This is a genomic window from Enterobacter cloacae complex sp. P42RS (genome assembly GCF_014930595.1).
Classification (GTDB): domain Bacteria; phylum Pseudomonadota; class Gammaproteobacteria; order Enterobacterales; family Enterobacteriaceae; genus Enterobacter; species Enterobacter bugandensis.
Genome location: NZ_JADBRK010000001.1, coordinates 403,711 through 426,709 on the forward strand (window position 1 = coordinate 403,711; position 22,999 = coordinate 426,709).

At 56.6% G+C, this 22,999-nt stretch carries 21 protein-coding genes; 9 read left to right on the forward strand and 12 right to left on the reverse strand.

Features of this window, described 5'->3' with window-relative positions; translation table 11 throughout:
* The first annotated feature begins 106 nt into the window (after positions 1-106).
* Complete coding sequence (locus tag IM314_RS01860; protein ID WP_193358233.1) at positions 107-1,510, forward strand: MFS transporter; 1,404 nt, start codon at positions 107-109, stop codon at positions 1,508-1,510.
* Between the two features lie 38 nt (positions 1,511-1,548).
* Here the strand turns inward: IM314_RS01860 and IM314_RS01865 are convergent, their stop codons facing one another.
* From IM314_RS01865 to IM314_RS01890, 6 genes are all read right to left on the reverse strand, one after another.
* Positions 1,549-2,034: a type VI secretion system tube protein TssD gene (locus tag IM314_RS01865; RefSeq protein WP_045354100.1), complete on the reverse strand. Its 486-nt coding sequence runs from the start codon at positions 2,032-2,034 to the stop codon at positions 1,549-1,551.
* Between the two features lie 21 nt (positions 2,035-2,055).
* Positions 2,056-2,490, reverse strand: coding sequence for a hypothetical protein (locus tag IM314_RS01870; RefSeq protein ID WP_048958227.1), 435 nt, complete (start codon positions 2,488-2,490; stop codon positions 2,056-2,058).
* Positions 2,468-2,860 carry a polymorphic toxin type 44 domain-containing protein gene (locus IM314_RS01875; protein ID WP_032623152.1) on the reverse strand — a complete coding sequence of 131 codons (393 nt, stop codon included), beginning with the start codon at positions 2,858-2,860 and terminating at the stop codon, positions 2,468-2,470. Before IM314_RS01875 ends, IM314_RS01870 begins: the two co-directional genes overlap by 23 nt.
* Before the next feature lie 235 nt (positions 2,861-3,095).
* Positions 3,096-4,091: a DUF2891 domain-containing protein gene (locus tag IM314_RS01880; protein WP_193358232.1), complete on the reverse strand. Its 996-nt coding sequence runs from the start codon at positions 4,089-4,091 to the stop codon at positions 3,096-3,098.
* 9 nt (positions 4,092-4,100) lie between these two features.
* Positions 4,101-5,087, reverse strand: a complete 987-nt coding sequence (locus IM314_RS01885) for a DUF979 domain-containing protein (protein ID WP_041909955.1) — start codon at positions 5,085-5,087, stop codon at positions 4,101-4,103.
* On the reverse strand, positions 5,084-5,806 hold the full coding sequence (locus tag IM314_RS01890) for a DUF969 domain-containing protein (RefSeq protein ID WP_028013182.1): 723 nt from the start codon (positions 5,804-5,806) through the stop codon (positions 5,084-5,086). Before IM314_RS01890 ends, IM314_RS01885 begins: the two co-directional genes overlap by 4 nt.
* Positions 5,807-6,005: 199 nt before the next feature.
* On the opposite strand from IM314_RS01890, the gene IM314_RS01895 reads away from it, so the two are divergent.
* Positions 6,006-6,551 carry a winged helix DNA-binding protein gene (locus IM314_RS01895; protein ID WP_041909953.1) on the forward strand — a complete coding sequence of 182 codons (546 nt, stop codon included), beginning with the start codon at positions 6,006-6,008 and terminating at the stop codon, positions 6,549-6,551.
* Between the two features lies 1 nt (position 6,552).
* On the opposite strand, the gene glgX is transcribed toward IM314_RS01895, so the two are convergent.
* The 3 genes from glgX to treZ are packed head-to-tail and all read right to left on the reverse strand — an operon-like array spanning position 6,553 to position 12,896.
* The gene (gene glgX, locus IM314_RS01900) at positions 6,553-8,628 is read right to left on the reverse strand and encodes a glycogen debranching protein GlgX (RefSeq protein ID WP_193358231.1); all 2,076 of its coding nucleotides are present in this window, start codon (positions 8,626-8,628) and stop codon (positions 6,553-6,555) included.
* A 15-nt stretch (positions 8,629-8,643) separates the two neighbouring features.
* Positions 8,644-11,112 carry a malto-oligosyltrehalose synthase gene (treY, locus tag IM314_RS01905; RefSeq protein WP_193358230.1) on the reverse strand — a complete coding sequence of 823 codons (2,469 nt, stop codon included), beginning with the start codon at positions 11,110-11,112 and terminating at the stop codon, positions 8,644-8,646.
* Positions 11,109-12,896, reverse strand: a complete 1,788-nt coding sequence (treZ, locus tag IM314_RS01910) for a malto-oligosyltrehalose trehalohydrolase (protein WP_193358229.1) — start codon at positions 12,894-12,896, stop codon at positions 11,109-11,111. The genes treY and treZ overlap by 4 nt, the downstream gene beginning before the upstream one ends.
* Before the next feature lie 132 nt (positions 12,897-13,028).
* Between treZ and IM314_RS01915 the strand changes: the two genes are divergently transcribed.
* The 4 genes from IM314_RS01915 (at position 13,029) to IM314_RS01930 (ending at position 16,430) form a co-directional block, all read left to right on the forward strand.
* On the forward strand, positions 13,029-13,556 hold the full coding sequence (locus IM314_RS01915; protein WP_041909946.1) for an N-acetyltransferase: 528 nt from the start codon (positions 13,029-13,031) through the stop codon (positions 13,554-13,556).
* A gap of 86 nt (positions 13,557-13,642) precedes the next feature.
* Positions 13,643-14,386: a 5'-nucleotidase, lipoprotein e(P4) family gene (locus IM314_RS01920; RefSeq protein WP_227008531.1), complete on the forward strand. Its 744-nt coding sequence runs from the start codon at positions 13,643-13,645 to the stop codon at positions 14,384-14,386.
* A gap of 141 nt (positions 14,387-14,527) precedes the next feature.
* Positions 14,528-15,514, forward strand: coding sequence for an MBL fold metallo-hydrolase (locus IM314_RS01925; protein WP_193358228.1), 987 nt, complete (start codon positions 14,528-14,530; stop codon positions 15,512-15,514).
* Positions 15,515-15,518: 4 nt separating this feature from the next.
* Positions 15,519-16,430 (forward strand): LysR family transcriptional regulator, encoded by a 912-nt coding sequence (locus tag IM314_RS01930; protein WP_193358227.1) that lies wholly within the window; start codon positions 15,519-15,521, stop codon positions 16,428-16,430.
* On the opposite strand, the gene IM314_RS01935 is transcribed toward IM314_RS01930, so the two are convergent.
* Positions 16,421-17,305, reverse strand: coding sequence for a LysR substrate-binding domain-containing protein (locus IM314_RS01935; protein ID WP_041909939.1), 885 nt, complete (start codon positions 17,303-17,305; stop codon positions 16,421-16,423). The genes IM314_RS01930 and IM314_RS01935 overlap by 10 nt on opposite strands.
* A 113-nt stretch (positions 17,306-17,418) precedes the next feature.
* On the opposite strand from IM314_RS01935, the gene IM314_RS01940 reads away from it, so the two are divergent.
* Positions 17,419-18,894, forward strand: a complete 1,476-nt coding sequence (locus tag IM314_RS01940; protein WP_153655854.1) for a UbiD family decarboxylase — start codon at positions 17,419-17,421, stop codon at positions 18,892-18,894.
* A gap of 63 nt (positions 18,895-18,957) precedes the next feature.
* Here the strand turns inward: IM314_RS01940 and IM314_RS01945 are convergent, their stop codons facing one another.
* Positions 18,958-20,379, reverse strand: a complete 1,422-nt coding sequence (locus IM314_RS01945) for a hypothetical protein (protein ID WP_193358226.1) — start codon at positions 20,377-20,379, stop codon at positions 18,958-18,960.
* A 218-nt stretch (positions 20,380-20,597) separates the two neighbouring features.
* On the opposite strand from IM314_RS01945, the gene IM314_RS01950 reads away from it, so the two are divergent.
* Positions 20,598-20,885 (forward strand): VF530 family DNA-binding protein, encoded by a 288-nt coding sequence (locus IM314_RS01950; protein ID WP_041909918.1) that lies wholly within the window; start codon positions 20,598-20,600, stop codon positions 20,883-20,885.
* Positions 20,886-20,892: 7 nt separating this feature from the next.
* Complete coding sequence (locus IM314_RS01955; RefSeq protein WP_193358225.1) at positions 20,893-22,185, forward strand: glycoside hydrolase family 10 protein; 1,293 nt, start codon at positions 20,893-20,895, stop codon at positions 22,183-22,185.
* Between the two features lie 40 nt (positions 22,186-22,225).
* Here the strand turns inward: IM314_RS01955 and dsbG are convergent, their stop codons facing one another.
* Positions 22,226-22,984 carry a thiol:disulfide interchange protein DsbG gene (gene dsbG / locus IM314_RS01960; protein ID WP_193358224.1) on the reverse strand — a complete coding sequence of 253 codons (759 nt, stop codon included), beginning with the start codon at positions 22,982-22,984 and terminating at the stop codon, positions 22,226-22,228.
* Between the last annotated feature and the right edge of the window lie 15 nt (positions 22,985-22,999).

The window sequence follows — 22,999 nt, forward strand, 5'->3', positions numbered from 1 at the left end:
AGATAAGGCGTCTTATGCAACGATAAAGTGCAAGTACTGCGTCTTCCGCCCTGTATACCTCATGATTATAGTTTCGTCATCACTATTCTTATGCGGAGTAACGACGATGACGCTCTTTTCAAACCAGCCCGGCGATGAAGGCTTACCCGGTCATGAACGCGCCCGGGTGATGGCCGCCGTCATGACCACCACGCTGATGGGCGTCTTTGACGGCACCATGATCAACATCGCGCTGCCCTCCATGGCAAGGGCGATGCAGGTCCCCGCGAACGTTGCGGTGTGGTTTGCCAACGGTTATCTCCTATCGGCGGCAATGACGCTGGCCATCTTCGCGGCGCTGGCGGCGCGCGTGGGCTTTCGACCGGTTTTTCTTTCCGGGCTTGCCACCTTTACGCTCACCTCGCTCGGCTGCGCGCTGGCGAAAACGCCCGACATGCTGATCGGGATGCGTATTCTGCAGGGCATCGGCGGCGCGGCTACCCTGAGTATCGCCCCGGCGATCCTGCGTTCCGTTTTTCCGGGTCGACTGCTTGGCCGCATTCTGGGGCTGCACGCCCTGCTTATCGCCGCCAGCACGGCAATTGCCCCTGTGCTGGGCGGGACGATACTGGACGCGCTGAGCTGGCAGTGGCTGTTCGCCATTAACCTTGTTCCGGGCAGTATTGCCCTGTTGCTGGCATGGCGGGCGTTGCCGCGTCAGTCGGACGTTGACCGCTCCCCCTTTGATGCGCCGGGCGCCGTGCTCTCCGCCGTCCTGTTAGGTTCGGCGATCATGATGGCCGACAGCCTTCAGCACGTGACGGAGCACATTAACCGGCAGGCCGTCTGCTGGGGCGTTCTCGCGCTGGTCAGCGCCTTCGCCTTTACCTGGCGTATCCGGCGCGCGCAACATCCGTTACTGCCACCGGTGATGTTCAAAAACGGGCGCTTCACCCTTGCCGCGCTGACCTCGCTGGCCTCGTTTGTGAGCCAGGGGATCACGTTTGTCGCGCTGCCGTTCCTGTTTCAGGGCGTGTATGGCTACAGCCCGGTGGTGTCGGCGCTGCTGTTTACCCCGTGGCCGATTGGCATCGTGCTGATCGCGCCGCACGCGGGTCGCTGGGCGGATACGATCTCCGCGCCGCTGATCTCGACCCTCGGGCTGATCGTCTTTGTCGGTGGGTTGGTCCTGCTGGCCACGTTGCCGGAGAATCCTTCCGTGTGGAATATCTGTCTGCGCAGTCTGGTATGCGGTATTGGATTTGGCTGCTTCCAGAGCCCCAATAACCGGGAAATGCTCGCTAACGTCGCGCGGGAATATGCCAGCTATGCTTCCGGCGTGTTGTCGATTGTGAGGACATTCGGCCAGTGTCTCGGCGCCGCCGTGGTGGGGGTTCTGCTGGGAGCAGCGGCAGGATGGGACCATCAACATGCTATCCAGGTTGCACTGTGGCTAGCCGTCATCGCCTCGACGGGTTCGGTGGTATTCAGCCTGAGCAGGCTGCGCCCTGCGGTTCGGGCATCCGCGTAAATTGTTGCAGCGCCTCTCGGCGCTGCTCGTTTTTACGCCTACGCTGCAGGGCGTTCGTTCCACGCATCAGTGTACTGAATATTTCCGTCCAGAATTTTCCATGTGATTTTTGCATATCGCAAAGATACATTTTCCATGTGACCAGTACCGGGACAATCTCTTGTATCATGCATTATTGGAGTTATTGAAATGACCTTCACCCCTTCCATAAGGATATTGAAGTATTCCACTTCCTGACCAGCATCATTGATGTGGTAGAACTTTAATTCAGCACTATGAAGCGTTTGACCTGTAGCCACAGCTTTGTATAGATAGGGTGAAGATGAATCAATTGCTTTTGTGAGACTGAAAGCAGAGTGTTGCCTTGTACCTGTGAGTTTACCCGTTGCATCATCTGTTGGAATGCTCAGGTTATGAATCAGATCTCTGAGCTCTATACTTCCTTCACGGTCTGCAACATCAGAACCGCCACGGATCATTGCTCCGCCATCGTCTTTCAAAAAGAGGTGTACTGGTACAGCCATTTCTATAACTCCTTATGTTACTTAATCTCTTATTCCATTGGCTATGAGGTTAATTACAGGCATGATCGCTACACCATCTGCATAGAACAGATCAGAATTAGTGAATGAATAAACCTTGCCGGTGATTTTTACATTTACCGTGTTCCCATAAGCTGAAGCAGTAACATTGCTTGTATTGGCTTCAAGGAATGGTGATCGATCTTCAAGGGCTTTCATAATGTTCCCGCTGTTGTCTTTATCTAAATAGAAGCGGTAAACATCCGACACCGTAGCGCCTCCATCATCATACTTAGTTATGTACAGTGTGACGGAATCAGAGAGTTTCTGTTTGCTGACAAAACTATCGTGAGAAGGTGCGTTAAAATAGTATTGATATGTCAGAAACCCACAAACAACGAGCAATAGAATCGTTGTGAGTAAGCAATGAAGCCGTTTAATAACCGTATTTCTTTGCATATTCTATACCTTGCCTTATCCAAAACTGATCGTGAGGATCATCCCCATAAGGCGGTTTTTGATACCAGTGTCCCCATTTCTTTTTGGAGGTTTTAGCTCTTTCCTGCGCCCATCCAGCACCCATCAATAGCGTTTCTGATGGTATCCCGGCAGCATAGCCAGCCGAACCATAATTGAAGTTCCCAAAATTTGCTAACTCCGGGTGTCCTTGCTTGTAATCCCACGGCCCCTTATTTCTTACTTTTTGATAAAACCAAAGATAGGTCGTAGGGATAGCCATGTTTCTACTCATACCATGCGCTCTTGCAATCCTCATGTTTGCCAACACAAGTGCGATTCCTTCTTTAGGCAACAAAGGTATAACAGCCATATTAACCATCCATCCACTGTGGGTATTGGGTATGTGGCCGCGTATCGTACACTTTTGAGATGGTAAAAAAGATATCTGTTTCCAGAGAAATGACGGGAAAATATCCGACTAAGGTATTAATCGCATTAAAAACCAAAGAAATGTTGGCTGCGCCCGGCAAGGCCTACAGGCAAGCGTTGCACAATGTAGGCCGGGTAAGCGCAGCGCCACCCGGCAAGAAAGACGGCGCGTTTGTTTACTCCAGCGCCAGCAGCGCAAAACTCGCCAGCCAGTGCCCGCCGCTATAGTGGCTGCCGACCACATGCCCGACGCTTGCGGCCAGATGTTTCGTCACCGCCTCGCGCAATGCCGGTTGCGCCGGGTGGCTGGCTGGAAGCGCTTTCGCAATATGCTTCATACACCAGGCGCGGCTGAGGTTTAACCCATCCAGATGGGCAATTTTCGGGTCGGTACGGTCGCTCACTTCCGCCGGGTTCATCAGCGCCGCAATGGAGCCGATACTCGGCAGAAACGCGTCAAACCAGGCCGGGAAGTCTTCAGCCACCTTGCTCATCAGCAGCGCCTCCGTCAGCGCGCCGGAAATATACTCGTCTCCGCCGGGCTCATAATGAGCCGGATAGCGCGTGTCGGCGAGATAAAACCGCTCCGCCGCTGCCACAATCGCCTGTTCAAGCGCCTTGTCTCCGACTGCGCGACCGTAATCGAGCCCCAACGCGAGGGCAAACGCCGTGTTGTAGTGCGTTCCGACGCGGATCGGATAGGTTAGCTTGCAGAGGTAATCCACCAGCCGGTTGCGAATGTCCTGGGTGAGCGGCTCCAGCGTCTGGTACCAGACTGTGGCCTGCGGCAGCGACGATTGTTTCAGCTCCTGGGCCAGCGCCAGCAGCCATCCGTAGCCATACGGCCGCTCAAACGAGGCGCGAAACGGCGCGGTGAAATAGGCCAGCTCCTTCGCCACGTTCTCGTCGGTCAGATGCTCGTCGAAAAGCGCGACGATGTCATTCCGACACGGTAGATCAGGATAGAGGCGCACGCAGCGCAGCAGCAGCCAGTAGCCGTGCACCGCCGAGTGCCAGTCGAAACAGCCGTAGAAAATCGGGTGCAGCTCGCGAGGCGGCAGAACGTCATCGTCATCATTCAGCAGATGCATGATGTGGTTCGGGTATTCCTGGCGCAAATAGGTTAAAGGCATGCGGGCAAACGCGTCAGCCTGATGTTGCGTCAATTCCATAACAGCTCCTTAGCGAAACACGAGGAAATACATGAGGAACACGTTCACCACCAGCAGGGTTAACGCGGTCGGGATCTGGATCTTGATCACCTGATATTTGTCTTTCAGCTCCAGCAGCGCGGCGGGAACGATATTGAAGTTCGCGGCCATTGGCGTCATCAGCGTGCCGCAGTAGCCCGCGTACATGCCGATCGCCAGCAGCGGCGCCGGGTTGCCGTGATGCACGTTAATCAGGAACGGCAAGGCGATCCCCGCGCTCAGAACCGGGAAGGCCGCAAAGGCGTTACCCATGATCATGGTAAACAGCGCCATCCCCACGCAGTAAATGACCACCAGCATGAAGCGGCTGTCCGGGTTCACGAACAGGCTCACCACCTTCTGCACCGAATCACCGGTATTGGCCGCCACGAACACGCCGCCGAGCATGGCCAGCATCTGCGGCAGGATCACCGCCCAGCCGATGGTATCGACAAGACGACGGGACTGGCGAATGGCGTGCAGCGGCGTGCCTTTGGTCAGCCACCAGCCGGTGAGGATCGCCGCGACGCAGGCCACGCACAGCGCCGCCAGAGTGAGCTGTTTCTGGTCGAGAAGGTAAACACCGCCAATCGACACCCCCTTCAGGAACAGCGTCCCGATTACCGTCACCACCGGGATCATCAGTGCGGGCAGGAACAGCCAGTTTTTAAGGCGGTTTGACGAGGCAATGCGCTCCTCGTCGGAGGCCATTTTATAGTGGCCTTTCCCGACCAGGCCAAAACCCGCCAACAGCGCGATAGCGATAACGCAACCGCCAACGATCCGGTACGCCAGCGATTTGCCCAACTCCTGAACCATCAGGTCACCGAACAGGAAGATCCCGCCGAATAAAAACCAGAACAGCGCGGTGGTAAAACGCTTCGGATTAGCGCGGTCGCGCAGGGTCATGACAACCAGCAGCATCACAACAAAACCGATCAGGTAATACACGCGGTTAATGGTAATAAGCGTCATCATTGCGCGGCCCCCTGCGTACCCTGCTCTGCACGCCAGGCCATGACGTCGCGGCGGATGCTGGCATCCAGGCGCAGCAGGCGCGTCATATGAATAATCAATGCCGCAATGGCGGTGGGAATGGCCCACAGGCCGATGTGCAGCGGCTCGATCCCTTCGATCCCGTTTTCCTTCAGAAACGCGTCAATCAGCAGCACCGCACCGAAGGCGATAAAGATATCTTCCCCAAAGAAGACCGCAATGTTGTCGCACGCCGCGGCATGGGCCTTGATTTTGTCGCGAATGTGCTGCGGCAGTTCGCCGTATTCGTTCAGCGCTGCCCCTTCGGCCATCGGGGCCAGCAGCGGGCGTACCGTCTGGGCATGGCCGCCCAGCGACATCAGCCCCAGCGCGGCGGTGCCTTCACGCGCCACGAAGTAGAGCATCAGAATACGCGCCGAGGTGGCGCTGGCGATCTTCGCCACCCAGGCCTGGGCGCGCTCTTTAAGCCCGTAATATTCCAGCAGACCAATTACCGGCAGGATCAGGATGAAGGTCGCCAGCGATCGGCTATTGACGAACTTCTCGCCAAAGGTCTCCAGCAGCATCCCGAAATCCATCCCGACCAGCAGGCCCGTCGCCAGACCCGCCACCACGACGACCAGCAGCGGGTTGAAGCGCAGTGCAAAACCAATGACCACGATCGGTATCCCGATCAGCGGCAACAGCGTAGTACCGTCCATAACGTTTACCCTATCGAAAGTGAGCGTTGCGCGCCGACGGCTATTTTTTTAATTTGCGGCGAGCGATGTTGTGTTTTTCGCCAGGCTTCACAAAACCTGCGCTAAAAAGCTATATCTGAACCTCAAAAACATGTAAACAAATTATCAATAAAATGTTCTTATTTTATCGACGAGTTTACATTTCTGGCTAAGGAACGTTATGACCTCGAAAAAGAGTGCTTCACCAGATTGCAACGATATCAACGATGGCCGGATCGTCTCCTCCCGCCATCTGGTGTCGGAGCGCTGCGCGGAACTGTCAGAGCTGGAGTACGCGCTGATCATGACCGGCAACGCGTTTAACAAGTGGATGGTGCGCTGCATGGCCGCAGCCGGAGAGCCGGATATGGGCGCTTTTGACGTCTCGCTGCTGCATCACGTGAACCACCGCGACCGCAAGAAAAAGCTGGCCGATATCTGCTTTGTTCTCAACGTGGAAGATACGCATGTAGTGACCTATGCCCTGAAAAAGCTGGTTAAAGCGGGCTACGTGACGAGCGAGAAAGCGGGTAAAGAGCTCTTTTTCTCCACCACGGAGGAAGGGAAAGCGTTGTGCATGAAGTACCGGGACGTGCGCGAAGCGTGTCTGATCGCCATTCATGCGGAGAGCGGCATTTCCGGGAAATCCATCGGCGAAACCGCGCAGCTGCTACGCGCGATCTCCTCCCTGTATGACACCGCCGCCCGCGCGGCGGCATCACTCTGAATTACGGACGTCTGAACAGGGTAATGCTGCGTCCGGCCAGTTCGTACTCTACGGTTTCGGTGAACGCTGTCCCGGCGGCAGCGTCATCCGCCGTAGACAGCTCCAGCACCCATCCCCCTTCGCCAAACTGCGGGATCTGGAACGGCACGGTGCCTTCAAACGGATTGAATAGCATCAGCACGTCGTGCCAGATGCCGTCCTCCTGCTGAAGATCCGGCCTGCTGATTGAGACCCCGAGCGTTGAGCCTTCATCCCACTGCTCGGCCTGCTGCGGACCGCCTCCGGCATTGAACCAGCGGATCTCCAGCCCGTCGCGCCAGCTCTCACGACGCAGCAACGGCTGCTGCGCGCGCAGGGCAATGAGCCGGCGGGTGAACTCGCGCAGCGCCGTGTCGTTTTCGGACAGCCCCTTCCAGTCGATCCATGAGATCTCGCTGTCCTGGCAGTAGCCGTTGTTGTTGCCCTTCTGCGTACGGCCAAACTCGTCCCCCGCCAGCAGCATCGGTGTACCGTGGGAGAAAAGCAGCGTGGTCAGGAAATTACGCTTCTGCCGTTCGCGGGTGGCGATAATGTCCGGGTTCTCCGTCGGCCCTTCTTCGCCATAGTTGTACGACCGGTTATCGTTATGCCCGTCGTTATTGTCCTCGCCGTTGTCGGCATTGTGCTTCTCGTTGTACGACACCAGGTCATTCAGCGTAAAGCCGTCGTGGGCGGTGATAAAGTTGACGCTGGCCCACGGGCGTCGCCCGCGCAGGTCGTACAGATCCCCGGAGCCCAGCAGACGCGCGGCAAAGTCCGACGAGACGTTGTCCCCCTTCCAGTACTCGCGCACGGTATCGCGGTATTTGTCGTTCCACTCTCCCCAGCCTGGCGGGAAGCCACCGACCTGATAGCCGCCGGGGCCAATATCCCAGGGCTCGCCAATCAGCTTGAGCTTAGAGAGCACCGGATCCTGGGTAACGGCGTCGAAAAAGCCCCCGCGCGGATCGAACCCCTCAGGTTCGCGGCCCAGAATCGTCCCCAGGTCGAAACGAAAACCGTCAATGTGCATGGATTCGGCCCAGTAGCGCAAGGAATCCATCACCATCTGCAGCACGCGCGGGTGCGAGGTATTCACAGTGTTCCCCGTCCCAGTATCGTTAATGTAATACCGGTGCTGGTCCGGCAGCGTGCGGTAGTAGCTGTAGTTATCAATGCCCTTGAATGAAAGCGTTGGCCCCAGCTCGTTACCTTCCGCCGTGTGGTTGTAGACCACGTCCAGAATCACCTCAATGCCCGCGTCATGATAGGCGCGCACCATGTCGCGAAAGCCCTGGATCCCCGCCGGGCCATAGTAGCGCGACGCCGGAGCAAAAAAGCCGAGCGTGTTATAGCCCCAGAAGTTCTTCAGGCCACGGTCGAGCAGATGCTGGTCGTCCGGGAACCAGTGAACGGGCAGCAGCTCCACTGAGGTAATACCGAGGCTTTTGATGTAGTCGACCGAGGCTTTGTGTCCCATCCCCTCGAACGTCCCGCGCAGCTCGGGCGGGATGGCCGGGTTCATCTGGGTAAAGCCCTTCACGTGGCTTTCATAGACGACGGTATGTGGCCAGGGCACGTTTGGCCGGTTGTTGTCCTGCCAGTCGAAAGCGTTCGGGTCGATAACCTTGCATTTCGGCGTGAACGGCGCGCTGTCCCGCGTATCGAAGCTAAGATCAAGTTCGTCATGCCCCAACTCATAGCCGAAATGGGCGTCGTTCCAGTCGATATCGCCCACCAGTTCACGGGCATACGGGTCAATAAGCAGCTTATGCGGGTTAAAGCGGTGACCGTTTTCCGGATCGTAGGGGCCGTAGACGCGATAGCCATACAGCGCACCGGGTTTCAGGTCAGGCACATAGCCGTGCCAGACCTCATGGGTATACTCCGGCAGCTCCAGCCGGGCGATTTCTGTTTTCCCGGACGGGTCAAACAGACAGAGCTCCACCCGCTCCGCGTGCGCGGAGAACAGCGCGAAGTTAACGCCCTTCCCGTCATAATTCGCCCCCAACTGCTGGCCATGACCGGCCCGAATTTCAAACGTAGTTTCCTTTGCCATTTTCGTTCTCCACGATTATTCGCAGGTAAGCAGAACCAGTACACATCCCTTTTCTGACGTTAAACCCAGCGTCTCTTGCAGAATGCGGCTTTCACCGCTGAAGAGATCCCGATAGCGCTTCCCGGCCAGTTCGTCGGGTATCGCTACCGTGGTATTGACCCACAGCTGATGATTATCGGTGATGCCAAAAACCAGACGCGGCACGGCAACGATCAGCGCCTCCTCGTCTTTAACGCGAGCATAGACAATCAGGTTCTCCTCGCGCTCGCCGGAAACTTTGAGCGGCAGCCAGTCGCCGTAGCGGAAAAGCGCGTCGTAATGCGGTCGAAGCCGCAGCAGCGTGGCGGTGACAAACTGCTTTACCCTGCCGTCCCGCCAGCACGCCGGGTGTTCAAACACTGAAGCATCCGCCGCACTGAGGTTTTGCACCAGCGCGTTGAAGTCCGGCTCCCGCCGGTTATCCGGGTCGACGAGGCTAAAGTTGAGCGCCTCGCTGCCCTGATAGATATCCGGCACGCCGGGCGCCGTCAGCTTGATGACCGTCTGGCTGAGGCTGTTCATCAGCCCGGCGCGGATAAAGGGCTGCATCGCCTCGCTGAAATCGTGCAGGAACGGGGCGTTATCCGGTGAAAGCAGATGCCGCGCATAGCTCAGCAGCACGCTCTCATAGCTCTCGTTGCTGTCGATCCAGTCGGTACGCTGCTTTGCCTCGCGAAGCGCTTTCTCAAGGAAGCCGAGGAAACGCGTCTCCAGCGATGCAAGCCCTTCGGCATCGTCAGGCGACAGCGTGGCGGGCCAGACGCCCGCCAGCGCCTGATAGATCATCCAGGTATCGGCGGCGTTCGGCGCGGTGCCGTCGTTGAGAAAACGCACCTGGGTCTGGTTCATCTGCCGCCAGCGGGCGAGATTTTCTCCCCAGCGTTCCGGCGCCTCCGTCAGGGTGTAGAGCCGCGCCCGGGCGTCTTCTCCGCGCTTGGTATCGTGCGTGGAGGTGCCCAGCAGCGCGTCGGGCTGACGGGCGAGACAAATGCGCATCTCCTGGTGAAAGCGGGATAACGAGAACGCGCGCGGCGTCGGGTCAGCGCCCACTTCATTGAGCGCAAGCTCAAGGTTCAGACGGAAAAACAGCGTATCTTCCACCGACTTCGCCATCAGCGGCCCGGTCAGCTGCTGGAAGCGAGTTCTGAAAAGCGCGGCGCAGTCGCGGCAATCTTCCGGCAGATCGCCGGTAAGAATGCGCACAATCAGGCTCAGGGCCGCTTCGGAGGTATTTACGCCAGCGACCACGCGGCTAAGCAGCGCCACGTCAGGCGGGGTTAATCCCTCGCGAGTGCCGTAGGTGCGGTACACCGGAAAAGCGATAAGCAACTCGCGCAGCGCGTGGCGGATCTCCTCGCGCGGTAGCGCAACGTCATTGCGGCGGGCCAGATCGTCCGCAAGATTTAGCAGCGTGGTGAACTCGCCCTCAAAATTACGATCGGTCATCAGACCCTTGGCATCGCGCAGTTCGGCGTGGCGATCGACCGTGACGCCCAGCGTCTCGTCGTGGATTGTCTCCAGGCGCGAGAGGTTATCGTCGTCGACCAGCACCTCTGCCAGCGAGGCGATAAACTCGTAGCCGGTGGTGCCGGAAACCGGCCAGTCGGTAGGGAGCTGCTCTCCCTTCGCGAGAATTTTTTCGACCGTGATGTAACAGTCAGGTCCAGCTGCCTGCCGCAGCTTCTGCAAATAACCCAGCGGATCGGCCAGGCCGTCAATATGGTCAATGCGCAGGCCGTCAACCACGCCCGCGTGAACCAGCTCAAGAATGAGACGGTGCGTATCGTCGAAGACCGCCTCGTCTTCAACCCGTACGCCTACAAGACCGGTGATCTCGAAGAAGCGCCGCCATGAGAGCTGCTTCGGCGCTTCCCGCCAGGACATCAGCCGCCAGCTCTGCGCCTCATGCAGTTCGGCGATGCTTTTATCCTCGCTGTACGTGCCCGGATTAAGCGGGTACGCCGTGTCGTAATAGACCAGAGAGGCTTTATTCGTGACAGGGTCACGTTTTAACGTAATGGCACCCTTCTCCAGCTCCGCATCAAAGGTGTCGCCGAGAAATGGCAGCGTAAGCGGGCGCGACGCGTCGATATCGAAATAGCGGAAATAGCGGCTCTGCTGGCCATATTCAATCACGTCCCGCCACCAGGCGTTTTCCAGCGAGGTGGACATATGGTTCGGGACAATATCCAGAATCAGCCCCATGCCGGCCTGCCTGAGCGCCGCGGCCATGCGGTCAAACCCTTCCCGACCGCCAATCGCGGGGTCAATTTCATTCGGGTTGGTCACGTCATAACCGTGGGTGGAACCCGTTGTGGCGGTAAACACGGGCGAGGCGTAGAGGTGGCTGATGCCGAGGTCTTTCAGATACGGCACCAGCTCGACAGCGCGGTCAAACGTCATGCCGTTGCGGAACTGAATACGGTACGTGGCGAAAGGGATCATAACGATGCGTCTCCATCAGCAAAGCGAACGACAATACTGTTCGGCGGCAAAACGTCGTTTACCTCCGGCCAGGCGAAGCGCGTCTCCCCTGCAAGCGCGGGCAAGTCGACAGGCTTAGGGCCGATATTGAGCGCCAGAGAGAGCGTCCCGGACGGGAAGCGCCAGCTCACCGCCACCATGCCGGGCGCGGTCTCGATCGCCTTGCCTTCAACGATGCCGCCCTGATGCAGAAGCGGAACGATATAGCGATGGCGCAACGTCAGCAGGTGGCGGGTGAAGCGCAGCCACGTTTTCCCTTCGTCGGTAGCAATCTTATGCCAGTCGAGCTTTGAGCGAACGAAGGTGTTAACGTCGTTCGGGTCCGGGACGGCTTCATCGTGCCCGGCGTGGCCGGTAAACTCTTTCGCGCGCCCTTCCCGCACTGCTTTTGCCAGGTCGCCGTGAAAATCGGTGAAGAACAGGAACGGATGCGTTTCACCGAACTCCTCGCCCATAAACAGCAGCGGGATATGGGGAGAGAGCAGCAGCGCGGCAAGCAGCACCCGCGTTTTATCAGCCCCCGCGAGGGTGATGAGCCGTTCGCCCTGGGCGCGATTGCCGGTCTGATCGTGGTTTTGAATGAAATCGACGAAGAACTGCGGCGGCTGGGTACGGCACTCCACCCCGCGAGATTCCCCGGTTTGCAGCGAAATCTCGCCCTGGTAGACAAACCCTTCCGCCAGCGCACGGGCGAACTTTTTCTCCGGCTCATACGCAAAATCCTGGTAGTAGGCGTGCGTTTCGCCGGTGGCAAACACGTGGGCAGCATTGTGGAAGTCATCATTCCACTCGGCGGTGAACAGCGGCGTGTTGCCCTGTTCATCGCGCGGATGCAGGAAAATCACGTTGCGGCTGTCTTCCGTGGTCAGGTGAACGTGACGGTGCGGGATCGCCTCGCGGATCTTCGCGGCAATCTCCTCCAGAATGTGCGTCCCGGAGCTGTCTTTAATCTGGTCGATGGCATCAAAGCGCAGGCCGTCCAGACGGTACTCCGTCAGCCAGTAGAGCGGTGCGTCGGTGATGTACTGCCTCACCGGCTCGCGCTCGTAAGCGATGCCGTTGCCCCACGGCGTCATTCGATCCGCATCAAAAAACGCGGGCGACAGCAGAGGGAGATAGTTCCCCTCCGGGCCGAAGTGGTTGAGCACGATATCCAGCACCACGGAAAGCCCCAGCCCGTGCGCGGCGTCGATAAACGCGTGAAAATCCTCCGGCGTACCATAGGCAGCGTGCGGGGCATACAGCAGCACGCCGTCGTAGCCCCACCCGCGGGTTCCGCCAAACTGGGAAACGGGCATCACTTCAAGCTGGGTGATACCGAGCTCCGCCAGATAGGGCAGCTTGTCGATGGCCGCCCGGAAGGTGCCCTCCGGGGTAAAGGTGCCGACGTGCAGCTCGTAAATGACCGTCTCTTCCCACGGCCGCCCTGCCCAGTCCCGGTTAACCGGCTGAAAGCGTCGGGAATCGATAACAACCGATGGCCCGTTAACGTCGCCCTTTTGCGCGCGCGATGCCGGGTCGGGTACCGACATGCCGTCCTGCAGGACAAACTGATATTCTGCACCGTGCCTGACGCCGGGGACGTCCGCCTGAAACCAGCCGTTGCCGGTTGGCGTCATCGGCACGTCGGTGGCGGCCAGACGTAGCGTAAGTTCTTTCTGTCCTTCTGCCCAGACGCGAAAGCGTACCACGTCATCGGAAATAAACTCAGCACCCCACTGCTTTTGAAATGTCCTGAATTCCATTCATTGTCCTCGAATGACCCACATTTTACGCGGAACGAAGTACAAGCTTAGTTCAGGATCTCAAGTGCGTGAGCTCAGCGGATTTAACCGCGTCGTCTATTCTGTATTAAATAACTCACTACCGGGAATACTATGCAGATTCGAAAAGGATTAAATACGGACCTCGTCCGTCTTGAATGTTGTGACTTTTCTTTCACCATTAGCCACATTGCGCGAGAGCCCTTTATCCATTGTGATTTGCATATTGAAGCCGTCGCCGAACCCTGGATAAAAACCTACGAACTCGACATCCAAACGCTTGAAAACCATTGCGTTAATCCGGACGCCATATTTCTTGTTGCGGAAACCGATGACGGTGAATTAGCCGGATTTATTACCGCGTCAATCGGCTGGAATAAATTTATTTCAGTGGATTATATTGCCGTTGATCGCACCAGACGCAGAACCGGCGCTGCGCAAAAATTAATGGCTGCCGCGCACGTGTGGGCCCGCAGCGTAAACGCGCCGGGATTACGGCTTGAAACACAAAATGTGAACGTCTCCGCCTGTCTGTTTTACCGTAACTACGGGTTCACCCTGGGCGGGTACGATCGGTATCTCTACAACGCCTTACCGGAAAAAGACGAGGTCGCCTTGTTCTGGTATTACATGCTGGTGTAGCGACGCTGCCTTCATATTTCTGTCATTGAACTTCATTACGCTTTCGGGATTTTAACCACGGTGTTGAGGAAAGAAGTGTGAATTCAATGGCTAAGGCATTACTGCTGGCATTACCCGTTTTGAGTGCAGCGGCGACGGCCGCTGAGCGCGAGCTGTGTGAACCCAAAGCGTACGAAATGGCGCTGCGCTATCAGCAGAAATCGGCAGAGATTCTGGCCCTTCAGCTGCAGACGTATCGGTTTGCCACCGAGCGTTTCAACGAAAAATTAAAAGATCTGAAAACACCTGAAAATTACGCCGTGGTGATGGACCTGGATGAAACGGTGCTGGATAACACCCCTCTGCTGGTGCGCGACATGGCGCAGTGTCACGACTATACGAAATGGGATACCTGGAGCGACTGGGAAAAACAGGGAAAACCCGGCTTAATTCCGGGAGCTAAGGCGTTTCTTGATCATGTGAATCAAAGCAAGGTCCGTATCTACTATGTCTCGGACCGTATGCAGGAAAACAAAGCCGACACGCTGAAGACGTTAAACGCTCTCGGCCTGCCGCAGGTGTCTGACGAAAGCGTGCTGCTGGATACGGTCAGCAAGGAAGAGCGCCGTCAGAGCATCCTCAAAAAGCAGCAGATCGTGATGCTGTTCGGCGACAGCCTGCCGGATTTCGCCGTGCAGTTTAAAAACAAAAAGCCGAGCGAACAGCAGCGTGAACTGGTTGAGGCCAGCGCGGAACACTTCGGCAACGACTGGATTATGCTCCCAAATGCCGCTTATGGTGCCTGGTCCAGGGCCACGCTGGATAGCTGGAACGCACCGCTGAAAAAATAACGCTTTACGGGCCGGGAAAGGCTTCACCACCACCCGGCTGTTGCGCTGTGCTATTTATCTCGTTTATAGGTCCTATCATTTCTGAGCAGGTTCTTATAATTTTACGGAGCAGTAAGATGAGCACTTTCAAAGGAGACTCGTATGCTTACCGTGAAAAAACTTGCTATTTCCACGCTGATTTCCAGTTCATTGCTGTTCTACCCTGCGCTGCAGGCCTCGGCAGAAACGCCGCAGCACGTCGTTAAACAACCGGCGGGCGGTTACAGCGTGCAGGTCGGTGACGTTCTGGTAACGTCGTTTACGGACGGGACCGTTGCGCAGGATCTGCACAAGCTGCTGCGCCGGACAACGCCGCAAAACATTGATGCACTGCTCGCGAAAAACTTTCAGACCAACCCGGCGGAAGTGTCCATCAACGCCTTCCTGATTGCGATGCCCGGACACAAAATCCTGGTGGATACCGGTTCCGGGCAGCTCTTTGGCCCCGGCAACGGCGGACGTCTGATTGAGAGCCTCGCCACCCAGGGAATCAAACCCGAGCACATCACTGAAGTTCTGCTGACCCACGCCCATTCCGACCACGCGGGCGGCCTGGTGAAAGACGGCAAGGTGGTGTTCAGCAACGCGCGCGTTTTCGTTGGCAAACCGGACATCGACTTTTTCTTTAACGACGACAATCAGAAGAAAACCGGCTACGGCAAGAACTACTTCGATGTCGCACAGAAGACCTTAAAACCCTATCTTGACGCGGGTAAAGTGGTGCCGTTTAGCGGCACATCGGAGATTCTTCCGGGGCTGACCGGCACGGTTCATCCCGGACACACGCCGGGATCGGCCTTCTACACGCTGACAAGTAAAGGCGAGAAGATCACCTTTGTCGGCGACATCATTCACGCAGCGGCGGTCCAGTTCCCGCAGCCTGCGGTGACCATCACCTACGATGAAGATGAGAACAAAGCGGCAAGCGTACGCGAGCATGCGTTCGCTGACTTTGTGAAAAATAAAGACCTTATTGCCGCGCCCCATCTGCCTTTCCCGGGCATCGGCTATGTGACGAAAGGTGAGAAAGGCGGCTATGCCTGGGTCCCTGTCACCTATACCAACCGGGACGCCAGCGGCGCGAAGTAGAGTGATGTCGCGTATATCTGACATGGACATCGACCTGCTCCTGGCGCTGGACGCCCTGCTTCAGGACAGCAACATCACTCATGCGGCCACGCGGCTGGGCATCAGCCAGCCCGCGCTCTCTGCCCGCCTGGCGCGTCTGCGCACGCTCTTTGGCGAACCGCTGTTTATTCCCTCCCCACATGGACGTGGGGTGTTACCCACACCGAGAGCGGAGGCGTTGAGGCCACAGGTTGAAAGCGTGCTACGCGGCATCCGCGCGATGTTCGCCCCCACCACGTTTGAGGCGCACACCAGCAGCCGGACCTTTGTTATCGCGCTGCATGAAAACCCAGCGCTAATGCTCGGCACCGCGCTGCTTAACCAGGTGAGTTCCGATGCCCCCGGCATCCGCCTGCGCTTCGCCCTGCCGGAGATGGTAGACCTGCCGCAGCAGCTGGAAAACGGTGATGTGGATCTCTACATCGGCGTGAGCGCGGGCGCTCATGACGGCTGGGTGAGACGCAAACTTCTCGAAGACGCGTTTGCCACCGCCCAGCGCAAAGCTCATCCGCGTGGAACAGGTCCGTTAGATTTGGAAAGTTACTGCGCGCTTTCCCATCTGGTGGTGTCGTCGGCGGGAGATCCCTTTACCGGATTTGTCGACCAAACCCTCGCCGGGCTGGGCTATCAGCGACACGTTGCCATGTCCACCCAGAGCTACGCTATGGCGCCTGCGCTGGTTGCCGGTACCGACCTGGTATGTACCCTGCCGGAACGGATGCTGAAGCAGTTTGCCAGCACGCTGGATATTTTCCCACCTCCGCTGCCGCTCCAGCCCATTACCATCAACATGTACTGGCACCCGAAAAACAGCCAGGATCCGGCGAACGCCTGGCTGCGCGGGCAGCTGCTGCGGGCCGCCGGACGTCAGGTGTGATCGAGCGTGACCAGAAACTTTTTAAGCACTTCTGAACGAATAATCCGGTGGCAAACCAGGGTGAGTTCGCTCTCCCGCAGCCGGTCGAGGATGTCCACGTAGACGACATTCTCAACGCTCACTGCCTTTGCCGACGCGGGCAGCAACGCCAGCCCAAATCCGGCCGCAACAAGGCTTATCACCGTGGGCACGTCGGTCGCATTTTGCACCACGTCCGGCTGAAAGCCCGCCCCGCTGCAGGCGTCATAGAAGTACTGCTCCAGCCCCATTCCCTCCGGATCGCGCAGCGAGATCCATTTTTCGTCTTTCACCGACGAAAGCGTCAGCGCGGACGATCCGGCGAGCGGATGCTGACGAGAGAGCGCCAGCACCGTTTTCTCCGAGGTGAACGGCCGGCTTTGCAGATCGTCCGGCAGCGACGGCAGCGGCGCGCGGATGATGGCCACGTCCAGCTGGTTGCTCTGCACGGCGGCGTAGAGCGTCTGCACATTTCCCGTCATCAGAGACATGGTAATGGCTGGCCAGCGGCTGTGCATCTGGCGCAGCGCGGCGGGTAGCCTGCCGTCAAACATCGCACTCGACACGCACCCCAGGTTTAACTCCCCCTGCTCGCCCCGTGCCGTTTGTCTTGCATCCAGCACCGCCTGCTCGGTCAACGAGATGGCAAGCCGGGCTTTGACCAGAAACGCTTCGCCCGCGGGCGTCAGGGTTAAGCGGCGGTTCGCCCGGCTGAAAAGCGTGACGCCTAAACGTTCTTCCAGCGCCTTTATCTGCTGGCTCAGCGCCGGTTGGGCGATGTTCAGACGCTCGGCGGCCCGGTGCATGTGGAGCTCTTCGGCAACGACAATGAAGTGGCGCATCTGACGAAACTGCACGAGACGCCTCCCTGTATTGATATAAATTTACTTATCAATTTAACAGAAATGATGAAATTGATGCTATTGGTCTTTGCCATAAAAATGGAGGTATTCAACCGAGGGAGGAAAATATGGAAAACCAAGTCAACGATCTCCGCAGCGCCATCGCCTTACTGCAGCGCCACGAAGGGCAGTATATTGAAACCGATCATCCGGTCGATCCCAACGCGGAACTGGCGGGTGTCTATCGCCATATCGGCGCAGGTGGCACGGTCAAACGTCCGACCCGCACGGGTCCGGCCATGATGTTCAACAGCGTTAAGGGCTATCCGGGCTCCCGCATTCTGGTGGGCATGCACGCCAGCCGCGAGCGCGCGGCGCTGCTGTTAGGTTGCGAACCGTCTGAACTGGCAAAACACGTTGGCCATGCGGTGAAAAAGCCGGTCGCACCGGTTGTCGTTCCGGCCTCGCAGGCCCCCTGCCAGGAACAGGTCTTCTACGCTGACGATCCTGACTTCGATCTTCGCAAATTGCTTCCGGCACCGACCAATACGCCAATTGATGCCGGTCCGTTTTTCTGCCTGGGGCTGGTGCTGGCAAGCGATCCGGAAGACAGCTCGCTGACGGATGTCACCATTCACCGCCTCTGCGTGCAGGAGCGCGACGAGCTTTCCATGTTCCTCGCCGCCGGGCGACATATCGAAGTCTTCCGTAAAAAAGCGGAGGATGCCGGAAAACCGCTGCCGGTGACGATCAACATGGGTCTCGACCCCGCCATCTATATCGGCGCATGCTTTGAGGCCCCTACCACGCCGTTTGGCTACAACGAGCTGGGCGTCGCCGGGGCGCTGCGCCAGCAGCCGGTCGAGCTGGTGCAGGGCGTGGCGGTCAAAGAGAAAGCCATCGCACGGGCGGAAATCATCATCGAAGGCGAACTGCTTCCGGGCGTGCGCGTAAGAGAGGATCAGCATACCAACACTGGCCACGCGATGCCGGAGTTCCCGGGCTACTGCGGTGAGGCGAATCCCTCCCTGCCGGTGATCAAAGTGAAAGCCGTGACCATGCGCAACCACGCGATCCTGCAGACGCTGGTGGGACCGGGGGAAGAACATACCACGCTGGCCGGACTGCCGACCGAGGCCAGCATCCGTAATGCCGTTGAAGAGGCAATTCCGGGCTTCCTGCAAAACGTCTATGCCCATACCGCGGGCGGCGGTAAGTTCCTCGGCATATTGCAGGTGAAAAAACGCCAGCCGTCAGACGAAGGACGCCAGGGCCAGGCGGCGCTCATCGCCTTAGCCACCTATTCGGAGCTGAAAAACATTATTCTTGTCGACGAAGATGTGGATATTTTCGACAGCGACGACATCCTGTGGGCGATGACGACGCGCATGCAGGGCGATGTGAGCATCACCAATATTCCGGGGATCCGCGGCCACCAGCTGGATCCGTCCCAGTCGCCGGATTACAGCACCTCGATTCGCGGCAACGGCATTTCCTGCAAGACGATCTTCGACTGCACGGTGCCGTGGGCGCTGAAGGACCGCTTCGAGCGCGCGCCGTTTATGGAAGTGGATCCACGTCCGTGGGCGCCGGAGCTGTTCTAATCACTTTGTAGTCAAAGGCCGCGTTGATGTGCGCCCTTTGGCTACACCCATTTCAGTTACGGATCAGGGTTTCATTTTATTCTGCTTTTGTTTCTTCTCCCAGGGGTCGTCGTAACCGGACAATGGTGCTTTACGCACAAGTCCACCCCATGGCGACCTATGCTTCCTTACAGATTCGGACAATGCTTTTTCTAACCGTTCGTCTTCCTGACAAAAATCATTTGCCATCCCCGACAACCCGAGATACTCTGAGAAGAGATGTAAGGTTTCTTCATAAGGAAGTTTCTTCTTCAGCAAAGGGGTTAAAAATGACATAAACTTGCGCGATGAGTTAGTACGCTTAAAAAAATGAGATAATTCCTTTTCAATTTCCTCAGTTGCGGGGAATTCATTATTTTCAATTAGCGCACTGTCAATTATCTCTTTCAGAGCCAAATACACCCCAACATTACTCACTGAAATTTTATTTAAGTTAAGGTACTTTTCCGGAATGCCGAGTTGAATACCATCAAAATGATGGGTGCTGATAAAAATCCATTCTTCCATGCCAGCCACTTTAAATATCCCCGCAGGATTTTCCTCTACGAGAGTATCAAAAAGATTGATTAATGCTATTTTAGTGAGAAGAACACATACAGCATGATTAAGTATAATTGACTGGGGATACACTGGGTCAGGATCCACAACGTTAATCGAAATCTCTTTTCCTGTATCCATAGAGGCATGCGTACAGACGAAGGTACTTACAGGGATACGTTGTTTACCTTTCCAGCCAACCTCAGTCACGCTTTCAAGCTGTGCAATACCCTCTTCTATCCTTTGCCATCTGCTGGAGCTTTCACCTCCCTTGCTTTCAAAAGTATGCCACTTTCCCTGTGTTGTCTCGATAAGGTAATCAGGAGTAGTCTTCATGTCCTTTTTTCGCGTAAAGCTTAGTGAAGCTTTTTCCGCAAGTCCTGCATGAATAAAATTTTTTATTTTTTCATGTCTGGAGTTTAACCAGAAAGTTGCAGATTGATAACAAAAAAATCCGCCAATGATAAAGGAAATAGTAGACTTTTCTGAACTTTCTACACACTGATAGAAATTCTTAACTTTAAAAGCGCGGCTATTACTAATACCAATACAAGCACTGGCCAATTTCAACCTCGCAATGGTATATCGCCCAATATTTCTTCGGATTTGCGCATTTAATAAACTTTCCGCAGTCCAGTTTATACATTGTGAATATCCACACTCTAGCGCCCCAGGAATAGCATAAAGGTGAGTTTTGGCGACAAGAGTATCTTCAAGTAACAACATGTTCTTTAGCGGGACATAATCAATACAGACTTCACTGTATGACGGGTTATTTTTCTTTTTTGTATAACCTTCGTGTTGACAGAGTGAATTATACAACTTAATTTTTTCTATTTTGTCGTTCCTGATCTGGACAAGCCCAGGCGAAACCTTCTTATATGTAAATTTATTGCCGTTGTTGCTCATAATCGTTTTTCTCGTGAAAGGTTAGAATCTTTGAACGTTTAGCTCCTGACGCTATTATACGTACATGCGCAACACACTTAACGCATAAATAAGGGGGTTTACTTTTTCACAGTCACCTGGATGCATATCCCATCTGGATTGCATTGCCGCTTCCCCTGCTTTCTTGTACCCTTTCACCGGTAAACCCACCCCCACTAAAACTGAGACCTTCGACACCTATGACTGCACACATTTCCAAAGATCCTTTACATGGCGTAACGCTGGAGATGATGGTCAACGCCCTGGTGGCGAAGTATGGCTGGAGCGAATTGGGCGACCGCATCAAAATTAACTGTTTCAGAAAAGATCCCAGCGTTAAATCGAGCCTGAAATTCCTGCGCCGCACCCCGTGGGCGCGCGCGGAAGTTGAAGCCCTGTATCTGGACTCCCTCAACGATGAGGAAAGCGCAGAACAGGCGGCGCCCGCCTTTAATCCCTGGGCTAACAGTCGGATTATCAAGAGCTAATACGCAAATGACGCGACACGTAAAACGGAACGGTGCGCTGGCTGCCTGCGCGCTTTTACTTGTAAGCTGCTCCTCAAAACCACCTAAATCATTGGTTACCCCTCTTCCCACCGCCAGCAAACCGACGCAGCAGGCAAACGAGCCGATGCGCGGGGTCTGGCTGGCGACCGTCTCTCGTCTCGACTGGCCGCCGGTGGCCTCGGTGAACGGCCGCAGCGCCGACCAGCGCATCTCCATGCAAAAGCAGGCGCTGATCGGCAAGCTCGACAACCTTAAGCGCCTCGGGATTAACACCGTATTTTTCCAGGTGAAGCCGGACAGCACCGCGCTCTGGTCATCAAAAATTCTGCCGTGGTCAGATATGCTGACGGGCAACATCGGCGAATATCCGGGTTACGACCCGCTGCAGTTTATGCTGGATGAAGCGCACAAGCGCGGCATGAAGGTTCATGCCTGGTTCAACCCTTACCGCGTGTCGACCAATACTAAGCCCTCAACCATCGCCGCCCTGAACCGGACTTCATATCTGACCCCGTCCAGCGTTTATGTTCAGCACCCGGAATGGGTACGCGTCTCCGGAGATCGTTTTGTTCTCGACCCGGGCATTCCCGAAGTGCGCGACTGGATAACCAAAGTGGTGACCGAAGTGGTGGCAAACTACCCGGTAGACGGCGTGCAGTTTGATGATTACTTTTACGCTGAATCGCCGGGATCCGCGCTCAACGACGCGCAAACCTGGCGGCAGTACGGCCAAGGATTTGCCTCAAAAGCCGACTGGCGCAGACACAATACGCAGCAGCTGATCGTGCAGGTCTCCCGCGCGATCAAGCAGACCAGGCCCAACGTGGAGTTTGGCGTCAGCCCGGCGGGCGTGTGGCGGAACCGCTCCTTTGACCCGGCGGGTTCGGACACGCGCGGCGCCGCGGCCTACGATGAATCCTACGCCGATACGCGTCAGTGGGTGCAGCAGGGCCTGCTGGACTACATTGCCCCGCAGATATACTGGCCCTTCTCCCGGGACGCCGCGCGCTACGACGTGCTGACCAAATGGTGGGCCGACGTCGTCAAGCCGACCCACACCCGCCTGTATATCGGTATCGCGTTTTACAAGGTGGGCGAACCGTCGAAAAATGAGCCGGACTGGACGGTACAGGGCGGCGTGCCGGAGCTAAAAAAACAGCTCGACCTTAACGATTCGCTGCCTAACGTGAACGGCACCATCCTGTTCCGGGAAGATTACCTGAACCAGCCGCAGACCCAGCAGGCGGTGAACTACCTCAAAGGACGCTGGGGTAGCTAAGTGACTATCAGGCAGAAACACCCCGTTTCTGCCTGATTTCTTACGGCTTCGGCCCGAACATTGCCTCAAGCTGCTGCGCGTCCGGCATACCGACCACCTGCTGCAGCTCGTTTTCCGCATTCAGATAGTAAATGGCCGGCGTGGCGTTTGCGCCCAGGCTGTCCATCAGCGCCTGATGCTTTTGCAGGATCGCTACCGTTTCGCGGGAAGCGTCCCCTTCAGGTTTTGGCAATTTTTTCCCACCGGAAAGCTCGTATTCGCGCCAGGCCGAAACCGGATCTTTCGCATTCAGGATCGCAGAGGCGTTACGCCCGCTGTTGGGGTTAAGAAACGCCACCAGCAGCGTGTTGAGCTGAACCTTGCCCGCCTTCACCCACGGCTGCGCTTCAGACCAGAACTGCTTGCAGTACGGGCAGAACGGATCGGCGAAGACGAAGACCTTACGCGGAGCGTTATCTGCCCCTTCCTTCAGGGGATGCGCCGCGTTGAGGTTCTTCCACATCTCGCGCCCCATCGGAGCGTAGATCTCTTTCTGGAAATAGCCTTCGCTGAGGTTTTTTCCTTTTTCATCGTACAGATAGCCCGAGATGACGTGCTTGCCGTCCGGCGTTAAAAACAGCGTCACGCCCATGTCCTGATATTGCCCCAGCCAGGCCGGTGCGCCGCCGGGGGCATCCAGTTTCTTAATGATTTTGATCTGCTGCTGCTCGCTGAACTGCTTCACCACATCCGGTATGGCATCAGCGGCCTGGGCCAGCCCTGAGGTCGCCAGCGCCGAAAGTAACAGTAATTTTTTCATTTCCCTCTCCGGTTT